General features: G+C 75.3%; 8 protein-coding genes. 2 read left to right on the top strand and 6 right to left on the bottom strand.

Going from position 1 to position 12,523, the window contains the following annotated elements; all coding sequences use genetic code 11:
- Nucleotides 1–13 precede the first annotated feature (13 nt).
- Entirely contained in the window at nt 14–3,541 is a 3,528-nt protein-coding gene (locus tag ACGF0D_RS07025; protein ID WP_392914224.1) for a PAS domain-containing protein, read from the top strand.
- Between the two features lie 113 nt (nt 3,542–3,654).
- Here ACGF0D_RS07025 and ACGF0D_RS07020 read toward each other — a convergent pair whose 3' ends face one another.
- From ACGF0D_RS07020 to ACGF0D_RS07010, 3 genes are all read right to left on the bottom strand, one after another.
- Nucleotides 3,655–5,316, bottom strand: a complete 1,662-nt coding sequence (locus tag ACGF0D_RS07020) for a long-chain fatty acid--CoA ligase (protein WP_392914223.1) — start codon at nt 5,314–5,316, stop codon at nt 3,655–3,657.
- A 181-nt stretch (nt 5,317–5,497) separates the two neighbouring features.
- Entirely contained in the window at nt 5,498–6,688 is a 1,191-nt protein-coding gene (locus ACGF0D_RS07015) for a hypothetical protein (protein WP_392914222.1), read from the bottom strand.
- A gap of 45 nt (nt 6,689–6,733) precedes the next feature.
- Entirely contained in the window at nt 6,734–7,606 is an 873-nt protein-coding gene (locus tag ACGF0D_RS07010) for a DUF1906 domain-containing protein (RefSeq protein ID WP_392914221.1), read from the bottom strand.
- A gap of 152 nt (nt 7,607–7,758) precedes the next feature.
- Here ACGF0D_RS07010 and ACGF0D_RS07005 point away from each other — a divergent pair, with 152 nt between their 5' ends.
- Complete coding sequence (locus ACGF0D_RS07005; protein ID WP_392914220.1) at nt 7,759–8,826, top strand: DMT family transporter; 1,068 nt, start codon at nt 7,759–7,761, stop codon at nt 8,824–8,826.
- A 42-nt stretch (nt 8,827–8,868) separates the two neighbouring features.
- Here the strand turns inward: ACGF0D_RS07005 and ACGF0D_RS07000 are convergent, their stop codons facing one another.
- From ACGF0D_RS07000 to ACGF0D_RS06990, 3 genes are all read right to left on the bottom strand, one after another.
- Entirely contained in the window at nt 8,869–9,666 is a 798-nt protein-coding gene (locus tag ACGF0D_RS07000; protein WP_392914219.1) for a pyridoxal 5'-phosphate synthase, read from the bottom strand.
- 492 nt (nt 9,667–10,158) lie between these two features.
- Nucleotides 10,159–10,488 carry a hypothetical protein gene (locus tag ACGF0D_RS06995; protein ID WP_392914218.1) on the bottom strand — a complete coding sequence of 110 codons (330 nt, stop codon included), beginning with the start codon at nt 10,486–10,488 and terminating at the stop codon, nt 10,159–10,161.
- Between the two features lie 460 nt (nt 10,489–10,948).
- Nucleotides 10,949–12,313, bottom strand: coding sequence for an FAD-binding oxidoreductase (locus ACGF0D_RS06990; protein WP_392914217.1), 1,365 nt, complete (start codon nt 12,311–12,313; stop codon nt 10,949–10,951).
- Nucleotides 12,314–12,523 lie beyond the last annotated feature (210 nt).

The following is a 12,523-nucleotide window of genomic DNA, read 5'->3' as shown; positions in this document are numbered from 1 at the left end:
GAGACCTGTCGACGTGAGCAGCAGGCCGATCCGAGGCGCTGCTCGCCTCGCCGCCATACTCGACGCCCTGCCCGACGCGCTGCTGCTGGTGAACAGCAACGGCACCGTCGTGGACGCCAACAGCGCGGCGGTCCAGGCGTTGCAGGCACCGGGCACCTCGCTGGTCGGCATGGGCGTGCTGGGTCTGCTGCCCGAGTTCGACCCCAGCCGGATCCCCGGCTCGATGCGCCCGGCCACCCGCGACGGAGAGGCCCTCGACCGCCCCGTCCGGATGACCGCCCACCGCACCGACGGCACCACCTTCCCGGTCGAGGTCTCCGGCAACGACTTCGCCGACGACGGCGACGGCCGCGGCTACGCGCGCTCCCCGTACGACTCGTACCGCGAGAACTCGCCCTCCTCCTCCGACCTGCTCCTGCTGCTGGTCCGCGACCTCTCCGGCCGGCTCGGTGTCGAGGCCGAGCTGCGCCGCCAGCACAAGCAGACCGAGATGATCCTGCGCGCCGCCGCCGAGGGCGTGCTCGGCGTGGACCTCGAAGGCCGCTGCGTGCTGGTCAACCCGGCCGCGGCGCACATCCTGGAGTACCGGGCGAGCGAGCTGGGCGGGCGCGAGCTGCACCCGCTGATCCAGCACTCCCGGGCCGACGGCACCCCGCTGGCGCTGGAGGAGTCGGCGCTGCTGGACACCCTGACCTCCGGGCGCAAGCACCGGGTGCGCGGCACCGTGCTGTGGCGCAAGGACGGCCGGCCGGTCACCGTCGACCTCACCACCGCCCCGGTCCGGGACGGCGACCAGCTGGTCGGCGCGGTGATGACCTTCACCGACCGCAGCCGCGAACTCGCCCTGGTCGCCCGCAACGAGCACCTCACCGCCGTCCTGGAGAGCGAGCTGGGCGGCGCGCTGAACGCGCTGAACCAGCGGCTCGACGCGCTCGCCGCCGACCCGGCCGGCCAGCTCTGGCCGGAGGCCAACTGGACGCTGCGCCGGCTGGCCGCCGAGTGCCGCCGGTTCGGGAAGCTGATCGACGGGGTCCTCGACCACCAGCGCTGCGAGGCCGGCGAGGCCGGCGAGAGCGGCGCCGCCGAGGCCAAGGACGGCAAGGAGTCCAAGGCTGGCAAGGACGCCAAGGACGCGAAGGACGGCAAGGGCGGGCGGAAGGCCGCGCCCCGGGTGCCGGTGGGCCTGGACAAGGTGGTCCGCCGGGCCGTCGAGGAGGCCGGCGAACTGGTCGGCCCCGGTCGGGTCCGGTTCTCGGTGCACGCCGCCGCGGTCGAGGTGATCGCCGACGAGCGGCGGCTGGCGCAGGCGCTGGCCCACCTGGTCGCCGACGTCAGCGGCGTCGGGCTGGCGCTGGACACCCCCGACGCCCCCTCCCCCGGTCTGGCCGTGCCCGGGCTGAACGGCGCCGCGCCCGCGCTGTCGCCCGCCCCCGAGCCGCCGACCGTCGTCCTGGCCGCCGCCCAGCGCGGTGAGGTCGCCCGGGTCGAGATCCGCGGCCCCGGCGTCGGCGGCAGCCCCGTCCACCTGCCGATAGCCCGGGCGGTGGTCGAGCGCCACGGCGGTGTGCTCCAGCCGCACGAGCTGCCCGGCAAGGCCGGCACCACGTACGTCGTCGAGCTGCCGCTGGACCCGGCCGCCGCCAAGGCCGCCGCCGAGCGCGCCGGCGCCGAAGGCCGCTCCGACCGGCCCAAGGAGAGCGACAGCGCCGTCCTGCCCGAGCTTCCGGGCATCCCGCAGCTGCCCAGCAGCGGCGAGGCCGCCGACACCGCCGAGCCCGCGCCGGCCGGCGAGCGGCCCGACCCCGAGGACGCGGGAGCCGCCGCGGCCCCCGCAGCCCCCGCGGCTCCCGACGCGGAGCGGGACCCCGCCGAGGAGGCCCCCGCCGAGCGGCGCGGCCGCCGTGGCCGACCGGCCGCCGAGACCCCGGCCCCCGGCACCCCCGACGTTCCGGCCGACCAGTGGCCGAACGCCCCCGCGCGGGTCGAGCGGGCCGTCCCCGAGCAGTGGAACGGCACCGGCAACGACCCCGCGTACGGCCGCCAGGGCCTGGCCGGCCCGGACGGTGCCCAGAGCGACCCGTGGGGCAAGGACGACGGCCGCTCCGGCCCCGCCTACGCCGTACCCGTCGAGGGCCACCGGGCGCAGCCGAACCGCCCCGGCGGACGCGAGCCGCTCGCGCTCGGCCCGGCGCCCACGCCCGCCGCCCCCGACGGCACCCCGCCCGGCGGCACCCCGACCGGCGGCACCCCGACCGACGAGGCCGCCCAGGAGCTCTCCCCGGGCGAGACCAAGCACCGGCGCCGGCGCGCACTGCCCTCGGCCGACGAGGCCCCCGGCGGCTTCGCCCTGCCCGGAGCACCCGAGACCCCGGTCTACCCCGGCCTGGAGCACGCCCTGCCGGCCGGCCCCCCGCCCGTGCTGCCCGAACCGGCGGCCACCGCCCCGACCGGGCGCCGCCGCCGGCTGGCCGTCCCGCCGGGGCCGGGACCGGACGCGCTGGTGAACGCCTCCGGTCCGGCCGGTCCGGTCGGCCAGGCACAGCCCTCCCCCGGCACCGCGCTGGCGCCCGCCCGCGCCGCGCTGCCCGCCGCCGTCGAGGAGCCGTCCGGACCGCGCCCGGTCGGCACCGGCCTGGGCGAGCTCGCCCCGCCGCGCCAGCTCGGCCCCGCGCCGCTGCCCGCCGCCGCGCCGCAGCCGCCCGTCCCCGCCGACGCCGCCCGGACCGCGCCGCGCCCGATGGCCGAGCTCCCGCCCGCCGACGAACGGCCCGCCGCCGGACAGCCGTCGGCCCCGACCGGCGAGCTGGCCAACACCCGCCGGCTGCTGGTCTGGCCCGAGCCCGACCCGGCCACCAAGCAGGCCCTCCAGGCCCGCGGCTACCTGCCGGTGATCGTCAGCTCCCGCGAGGAGGTGGACGCGCAGGTCGCCGGCTTCCCCGCCGCCCTCTTCGTCGACCCGCTGACCGGCCCGATCACCCGCACCGCGCTCCAGTCGCTGCGCACCGCGGCGCTCAACCGCAGGGTCCCGGTGCTGGTCACCGCCGGCCTCGGCCAGGCCACCCGGGACGCCGCGTACGGGGCCGACCCGGCCGTCCTGCTGCGCGCCCTCGCGCCGCGCGACGGCGAGCACCACGCCCCGCGGGTGCTGCTGGTCGAGGGCGACCCGGACATCGCCGCCGCCATGATCGGCAGCCTGGAGCGGCGCGGCATGCACGTCGAACACGCGGTGGACGAGAACGACGCGGTCGCCCGGGCCAGCAGCGTGCAGCCCAACCTGGTGGTGATGGACCTGCTGCAGATCCGCCGCCGCCGGGTCGGCCTGCTGGACTGGCTGCGCGCCAACGACCGGCTGCACCGCACCCCGCTGGTGGTCTACACCTCGGTGGACCTCGACCCGCGCGAACTGCCCCGGCTGCGCACCGGCGAGACGGTGCTGTTCCTCGCCGAGCGCTCGACCAGCGAGGACGTCCAGTCCCGGATCGTCGACCTGCTCGGGCGGATCGGCGCGATGGGCGAGGCGGGCGTCGCCGCCGCGGGCTGACTCGACTCCTCGGCACGTGGAAAGGGCCGGCCGCCCCCGTTCGGTACGGGGACGGCCGGCCCTTCCACCGGGAGCTCCGCGCCGATCGCCACCGGGCGGTCACTCCTCGCCGGTCACTCCTTGCCGAGCAGCGTGACGTCCAGCTCCTCGGCCGCGTAGCTGGCCCGGATCACCTTCTTGTCGAACTTGCCGACCGAGGTCTTCGGCACCGACTCCACGATCGACCAGCGCTCCGGCAGCTGCCAGGAGGCGATCCGCTCGCCCAGGAAGGCCCGCAGCTCCTTCAGCCCGACGGTCGCGCCCGGGCGCAGCACCACGGTGGCCAGCGGGCGCTCGCCCCACTTCTCGTCCGGGACGGCGACCACGGCGGCCTCGGCCACGTCGGGGTGGGCCATCAGGGCGTTCTCCAGCTCGACGGACGAGATCCACTCGCCGCCGGACTTGATGACGTCCTTGGCCCGGTCGGTGAGGGTCAGGTAGCCGTCGGCGGTGATGGTGCCGACGTCGCCGGTGCGCAGCCAGCCGTCCTCGGAGAACTTGTCCTCCGGGCGGACCGGGTCCTGGCCGGCGCCGCCGTAGTACGCCCCGGCGATCCACGGGCCGCGCACCTCCAACTCTCCCGCCGAGACGCCGTCGTGCGGCATCCGCTCGCCGCCCGGGCCGATCAGCCGGGCCTCGACGGAGGCCGGGAAGATGCCCTGGGTGACCCGGTACGGCCACTCCTCCTCGGGGGTGAGGCCGCCCGGCGGCTGGGCGAAGCAGCCGAGCGGGGAGGTCTCGGTCATGCCCCAGGCGTGCAGCACCCGGATGCCGTGCCGCTCCTCGTAGGCCTTCATCAGGGAGGGCGGGCAGGCGCTGCCGCCGATGACCACCATGCGCAGGCTGGAGGTGTCGTAGTCGCCCGCGTCGAGCTCGTCCAGCAGGCCGGCCCAGATGGTGGGGACGGCGGCGCTGACGGTCGGGCGGACGGCGGCGATCATCTCGGCCATCGGCTTGGGCTGGAGGAAACGATCCGGCATGAGCAGGTTGGCGCCGGACATGAAGGCCGCGTGCGGGATGCCCCAGGCCTGGACGTGGAACATCGGCACCACCGGCAGCGCGGTGTCGCGCGGGGTGAAGGCGAAGTTGTCACCGGTGTTGACCTGGAGGCAGTGCAGGTAGACCGAGCGGTGGCTGTAGAGCACGCCCTTCGGGTCCCCGGTGGTGCCGGAGGTGTAGCAGAGCACCGCGGCCTGCCGCTCGTCGATGTCGTGCTGCCACGGGTACTCGGTGGGGCGGCCGGCGATCAGCTCCTCGTAGTCGTGCACGCCGCCCGCGAAGCCGGCCAGCACCGAGCGGTCGCCGGGGCCGCTCACCACGATGTGCTTGAGGGTCGGCGCGAGGTCCTGGAGGACGGCGGCGAGCAGCGGCAGGACGGTGCCGTTGACGACGATCACGCGGTCGGCGGCGTGGTTGACGATGAACGACAGCTGCTGGGAGGGCAGTCGCAGGTTCAGCGTGTGCAGCACGGACCCCATCGCGGGGACGGCGAGGTACGCCTCCAGGTGCTCGGCGTTGTTCCACATCAGGGTGGCGACCCGGTCGTCGGCGGTCACCCCCAGCTCGTCGCGCAGCGCCCAGGCGAGCTGCGCGGCGCGGGCACCCACCTCGGCGTAGCTGCGGACGACCGGCCCGGTGCCGTCCCAGGTGGTCACGGTCGAGCGGCCGTGGATGGTGGCCCCGTGCTCCAGGATTCGGGCGACGGTGAGCGGAACGTCCTGCATCGTGCTGAACACGGGTCCTCCTTGACCTGGCGGCACTGGCGGCAGCGCCTGCGGCACCTACCGGGCGGTAATGCGCGCGGACGTGCCCGATTGTGCCGCCCCCACCCCCCGCTGTCAGTATCCCGACCCCGTTGCACGGATCACGGATTCGTCCCGGTTCCGCCCCGGCCCCTCTCGGGTGGGTCAGGGTGGGTCAGGGGCGGGCGAGGTGGAGGGAGTTGGCGGGGTCGGGGGTGTAGGCGGGGTCGAGGGTCCAGCCCTGTTCGGCGGCGAGGCGCAGGGCCCGGTGGGCGCCGGCGCCGCGGTAGGTGGCGCGCTTGAGGTGGACGCGGTCCACTCGGGGGCCGCTGGGGGTGCGGGCGGCGGTGCTGATGCGCTTGGTGTCGCGGTCGAGGATGCGGCGGATGTGGCGGTCCCAGGCGGCGGGGCTGTTGGTGAACTCGGCGCGGAAGGCGCGCGGGCCGACGGTCCAGCGGGCGCCCCAGCGGTCCCAGTAGTCGGGCTCGGGGCGGCTCACCCAGCAGGTGAGCAGGCCGTACACCGGGACGTAGACGATCTGGAGCAGGAAGACGAACGGCAGCAGCGGCGCGAAGCGGACCGGCTGCGGACCCCACGGGGTGCCGGGGGCGGCGGGCGGGTCCTGCGGGGTGGGGGCGTTCAGGACGGCCGGGGCGGGGAAGTGGCGGGCGAGCCGGACGTGCCCGGCGTCGGTCCCGGCCGCCACGCCGTGCCAGCCGTGCCGCTCGGCGAGCCGCACCACGCCGGCCGCGCCGAGGCCGCGGTAGAGCCGCAGCGCGAGCCCGACCCGCACGACCCGGCCGAGGTCCGCCTGCACCTCGCCGTCGCCGGCCGCGTACGCCGCCTCGGCGGCGGCGATCCGGCGCGCCAGGATCGGGGCGACGTAGCGCTCCCAGTCCTCCGGGCGGCCGGTGAGCTCGGCCCGCAGCCGGCGCGGCGGGAGGAAGCTGCGGTTGACCTTCAGCCAGCCGTCGGAGCTGGGGCCGGACCCGCCGCCGACGTTGTCGGCGAAGATCAGGAGGACGAAGAGGAGCACCAGGCCGAGGATCCAGAGCGGTGCGTAGATCCACTGGAGGAGGAACTGGGTCAGCACCGCCGCGCGGCTGCGGCGCGGCGCGGGGCCGGGGAAGCCGCCGGGAAGCCCGCTCGCGGGCCTCGGCGGGGCGGACGCGTGCGACTGCTGCGACGGGTACGGCTGCTGGGGCGGGTACGGCTGCGACGGCGGCACCGGCTGCGCGTACGGGTTCTGCGGGGGCGGGCTCTGCGCGTACGGGTTCTGCTGGTACGACGCCTGCCCGTACGGGTACTGCGGCGGCGGTGGCGCGCCGTGTCCGCCGGTGCCGCCGTACCCCTGGCCGTTCGTCATACCGTTCCCCCCGTGCTCGATCGGGGGCCACCCTATCCGCGGGTCTCAGAGGGCGGTCGGGCCGTCCACGAGGTCGCGGTCGACGGTGAGGGTGGCGCCGCCGAAGGTCTCCTCGACGTTGCCGTTGTACTGGTGGACGCGCTGGTGGGAGCTCCAGAGGTCGGGGGCGAGGCCGCCGGAGCCGTCGGTGTCGGCCTTGCCGTCCCAGCGGGCGTACCAGAGCGCGTCGGGCAGCGGGAAGCTGCCGGCCCGGGCGGCGGCGGCGAGGTCCGCGATGCCGGAGTCGAGGCTGGAGTAGAAGCCGGAGCCGTAGCCGGCGGCGTGCAGGCCGGCGGTCCAGCCGAGGGTGAAGTCGACCACCGCCTGGCTGCAGACCGGGTCGCGCGGCGGGTAGGCCTCGATGTCCAGGTAGACCGGGCTGCCCGGGGCGAGCCCGAGCGCGCGCAGGGCCAGAACGGCCTCGCCCGCCTCCTCCTGGCCCTGCTCGACGGCGTTCACCGGGTCGATCCGCTTGGGCTTGTGGCCCGGGTCGGCGCACGGAGCCTGCAGCCCGACGTGCACCGGCAGGAACCGCCAGCCCATCGTCCGCGCCTGGCGCACCCACTCGGCGGTGAGCCGGGGCTGGGTGCAGCCGCGCTGGGAGCCGCTGGTGTAGATGCCGAGCGCCCCGTACGGGGAGGCGTCGCGCCAGGCCTTCAGGGTGTCGAGCGGTGGTGCGGTGCAGGCGTCGAAGGCGGGGCCGTTCCAGGTGTCGCGGATCCGGGGCGGGCCGGACCGGTCGGGCAGTGTGACGGCCCGGATGCGGGGCGCGGCGACGGCGGTCCGGGCGGCGGCTTCGGCGTTCACGCCCGTCCCGTCGGTGGCCAGCAGGAGCACGAGGGCGGCGGCGAGGAGGGCTGCGGGGCGGAGATGGCGCACCCCGCCTTGATACTGACGGACCGTCGGACTGCTGCGGCAGCCACGCCGCGGCGCCCTCGGGAGTCCGCCCTTTCGGACGCACCCGTCCGGATCCGTCCCGATTTTTGTAACGAGCTTGCCCGTTCATCACTCCTTACGGCAAACTCACAAACATGCCCACCTCCCATACCAGCGAAACCCCCGCCGCCTCGTCGTCGGCCGCCGCCGTCGCCGAGGCCCTTGCCATGCCGCCCGCCCCCAAGGGCGAGCCTGCCGGCGAGCGGGGAAGCTGGCGACGAGGTGGGGCGTCCGGCCCCGCGGCGCCACCCGGAACCCACGCCGGCCGATCCCCCGGCCGGTTCGGCAAGGTCCTGCGGCGCCCGGAGCGGATCCCGGCGCCGCTTCTCTGTCTGGCCGCGATGTTCCTGGTGCAGACCGGCATCGCGCTGTCCAAGCCGCTGTTCGGCCCGCTCGGGGTCAGCGGCACGACCTTCCTGCGGCTCGGCTTCGCCGCCGTCATCCTGCTCGCCGTCACCCGGCCGAAGCTGCGCGACAAGCGCCCGCGCGACCTCGCCGCGGCCGCACTGCTCGGCATGGCCTCGGCCGGGATGACCTTCCTGTTCGCCGGGGCCATCGACCGGCTGCCGATGGGCACCGCCGCGACCATCGAGTTCCTCGGCCCGCTCGCGGTCGCCCTGGTCTTCGCCCGGCGCGCCAGCCACCTGCTCTGGGCGCTGCTCGCGGCCGCGGGCGTGGTGCTGCTGACCCTGCTCGGCGAGGGGGACGGCGGCGGGTCGCTCGACCCGGTCGGCCTGCTGTACGCCTTCGGGGCGGCCGCCTGCTACTCCGCGTACATCCTGTTCACCGACAAGGTCGGCGCGACCTTCCAGGGGTTCCAGGGCCTCGCGGTGTCGATGACGGTCGGCGCGCTGACGCTGGCGCCGTTCGGGCTCGGCCAGGCCTGGCACGGGCTGACCGCCCCCGGGGCCTCGGCTCCGGCGCTGCTCGCCGCCGTGGCCGGGGTGTCGCTGCTGCTGCCGGTGATCCCGTACGCGCTGGAGATGACCGCGCTGCGACGGATGCCGCAGCGGGTGTTCAGCGTGCTGGTCAGCCTGGAGCCGGCGGTCAGCGCACTGGTCGGGCTGGTGGTGCTGGGCCAGCTGCTGGGCGCGCCGCAGCTGGCCGGGATCGGCTGCGTGGTCGCGGCCAGCGTGGGCGCCACACTGACCGGGCGGCGGTAGCCCCGCGGGTACCTGCGTAGGCCGCGCGGGGCCGTGCGCGGCCTACGGCCAGAGCAGGGTGCGCGACCACTCCGCGGAGCTGACCGGGCCGATGCGGATGTAGCGCAGTCGGACGTGGCGGCGCTGGCTGTCGCCCTGCCAGAACTCCACCTCGTGCGCCCACAGGGTGTAGACCGCGTGCCCGGGCGCCACCGCGTCCGGGTGCGTCTCCAGTCGGCGACGGGCGACCGCCACCGCCTCGTCGTACTCGTCGAGAGAGCCCAGCGGCTCGCTCTGCCGCCCGACCAGCGAGACGACCCGGGCAGCGGGCGAGCGGGTGGCGAACTCGGCGGCGGCGACCAGGTCGGCGGCCCGCTCGACGGTGCCGCGCACCCGGACCTGGCGGCCCAGCTGCGGCCAGTAGACGGTCAGCGCGGCGGCCGGGTGGGCGGCGAGCTGGCGGCCCTTGACGCTGTCGGCGTCCGCGGAGAAGTTCCAGCCGGTGCCGGCCGCGTCGACGTCGCGCAGCACCAGCACCCGGGCGTCCGGCATGCCGTCGGCGTCGACGGTCGAGAGGGTGAAGGCCTGCGGGTCCAGCACACCGGCGTGCAGCGCGGTTTCGAGCCAGTCCACGAACAGCGGGCCCGGCTCGGCGGGGGCGGCCTCGTGGTCGAAGGACGGCAGCGGGCGGGCCATCGGCGGGCGGCCGAGCAGCAGTTCGGGGACGGACCTGGGGGCGGACCGGTGCTCGTGGACCGGCTCGGCCGACGGCTCCGGGCGCGCCTCAGCGGGGTCCGCTCCGGGCTCCGCCGCAGGCCTGGCCCCGTCCGGGCCGGTCAGGCCCTCCTCCTCCGCCGCCATCGCGCGCCCTTCCTTCCGATTGCCGCGGTCGCCACCCCGGCCGGGCCGGGCCTTCCGGGCCGGGCACATGGGTGCGCTGTCGGAGCGCAACCGTACCGCCGTACACCGACGGCTCCGGGCGCGGGCCCTCGATGAACGGATCCGGGCCGGTCAGCGGGGTGTTTCGGGGCCCTTCACGGGTGCCCGGACGGGGAGATCCGGGGGCGGACGGCGAGCGCGCCGGCGCCGGACGCGCTCGTGGGCGGTGCCGATGGCGGCACCGCCCACGAGACCGGTTTCGCGGTGACCCTTTCCGCGGGCCGGTCGAATGCGCTGTTCCCTCTGGTGTGAAGCGTCAGCTCCTCGGTGTCCGTGAAGCGCCGGCTCCTCGGTGTCCGTTCCGGCCGTTCCGATCCGGTCCCGTTCGCGGCTGCTCAGCTCACCCGCGTCCGCCCACGTCAGGCGCCCCCGCCTTCCGTGGTGCCCGGTGCCGTCACTCGGCCGTGCGGTCGGTCAGTTGAAGGTCGGGGCGACGACGACGGTGACGTCCTTGTTGCCCTGGCCACCCTGCACGGTGCCCGCGTTGTCCTTCACGGCGACGGTGTTGTCCTGGTTCGAGGCACCGGAACCGGTGGCGGTCTGCTGGGTGGAGACGTAGTTGCCGTCGACCCCGCCGAACACGTTGCCGGTGCCCGTGTTGGAGACCACCCCGGTGTCGGAACCGGAATCGGCGCCCGCTCCCTCGTCGGCGACGGCAGCACCGGCACCGGCCAGCAGCAGGCCGGCCGCGAGTGGCCCGGCCAGGAGCAGCCCGGTTTTTCGACGGGTGTGGACGCGTGCCATGGGTGCCTCCGGGAAGCCGTTCATCGGGCAGTGGTCGATCAAGGTGTGCAAGGTTCGTCAGCGAGACGAACACCTGCGAACTGCGGCGCCGGAAGACAGACTTCCGCAACAAATCGACAAAGCGCTAGCTCATGCGGCGGATTTCGCCCGTTCGCGTGATATCCGTGCCGCCGCGCATAACGGCTCGGAAAGCGATCCAGGTGGCGACACACCCCGCCCGAGCTGGGAACTTCGCCCGGACGGCCGTCGACCGAGACGCCCGGGAGGGCGGCGCAACGCCGTCACGCGGCCCGCCGAGCGCACCACCCCGGCGCATGCGAACCATGAACGCGCCCCTGAAAAGTTCGGTCACCCTCCCATGTCGACTTTTCCGGCAATTTGCAGTCCGTCGGAAAGTCGCACTTCGACAGCGGGAAGGTGGGCGCTGAGGGTCCGCCCAGCGGTGATGTGCCGTTGGAAATCAGATCATCTTGCCGGGATTCAGGATTCCCAGCGGATCGAAGACCGCCTTCAGCTGCCGCTGCAGGTCCAGCGCCACCGGGCCCAGCTCACGCGCCAGCCAGTCCCGCTTCAGCAGCCCCACCCCGTGCTCCCCGGTGATCGTGCCGCCCAGCTCCAGCCCGAGAGCCATGATCTCGTCGAAGGAGCGCTGGGCGCGGGCCGCCTGCTCCTCGTCCGAGGCGTCGAAGATGACGATCGGGTGGGTGTTGCCGTCCCCGGCGTGACTGACCACGCCGATGGTCAGTCCGTGCCGCTCGGCGATCACCGCGACGCCGTCCAGCAGCTCTGCCAGCCGGGAGCGCGGCACGGCCACGTCGTCGATCATCGTGGTGCCCAGCCGGTCCAGCGCGGGCAGCGCCATCCGCCGGGCGGCCAGCAGCAGGTCGGACTCCGCCTGGTCCTCGGCCGGCACCACCTCGGTCGCCCCGGCCTCCCGGCACAGCCGCGCGACCCGGGCCAGCTCCGCCACCCGGTCCGGCCCGTCGAAGGCCACCAGCAGCAGCGCCTGGGTGGACTCCGGCAGACCCATCCGCCCCAACTCGTTGACGGCCCGCACCGAGACCGCGTCCATCAGCTCCATCAGCGACGGGGTCAGACCGCGCGCCATCACCTCGCAGACCGCCGCCCCGGCCGTCCGCGCGCTCGGGAACTCCGCCGCCAGCGCCAGCTGGGGAGCCGGCGCCGGCCGCAGCGCCAGCACCGCCCGGACCACCACTCCGAGCGTCCCCTCCGAACCGACGAACAGCCTGGTCAGGTCGTAGCCGGCCACGCCCTTCGCGGTCCGGCGACCGGTGGACAGCAGCCGCCCGTCCGCCAGCACCACATCCAGCCCGAGCACGTACTCGCTGGTGACGCCGTACTTCACGCAGCAGAGCCCGCCCGCACCGGTACCGATGTTGCCGCCGATCGTGCAGGACTCCCAGCTGGACGGATCCGGCGGATACGAGAGGCCCAACTCCTCGACGGCTCGGGAGAGTTCGGCGTTCACCACACCGGGCTCGACCACCGCGATCCGGTTCACCGGGTCGATCTCCAGGATCCGGTTCAGCTTCACCAGCGACAGCACGATGCAGCCGTCCACCGCGTTCGCCGCCCCCGACAGCCCGGTCCGGGCGCCCTGGGGCACCACGGGGACGCGCAGCTCGGTCGCGGTGCGCAGCACGTGCTGCACCTGCTCGACCGTCTCCGGGAACACCACCACCGCGGGCTGCCCGGCCGCGCAGAAGGCCGCCATGTCGTGGCGGTACGCGGCGGTCACGTCCGGGTCCACCACGACGGCCCCGTCCGGGAGAGCCTGCGCCAGTCGGTCCGTCAGATCACTCATCGCCGCCTCCACTCGCCGTCCGGCCGCCTCCACCTCCGCACTCTGCCCGGACGGCGGGGGCCCGGCAAGTACGCCCGGAGACGGGTGGGGAGTGGGAAGGGGCGGGCAAGCGGGCCCGGAAGCGGGTGGGGAGGTGGAAAGGGGCGGGCAAGCGGGCCCGGAGACGGGCGGGGAGGTGGAAGGGCGCCGGACGGCGGGCGGAGGCCGGGC

The organism is Kitasatospora sp. NPDC048298 (assembly GCF_043201465.1).
Classification (GTDB): domain Bacteria; phylum Actinomycetota; class Actinomycetes; order Streptomycetales; family Streptomycetaceae; genus Kitasatospora.
This window is presented reverse-complemented; position numbering and strand designations above follow the sequence as displayed.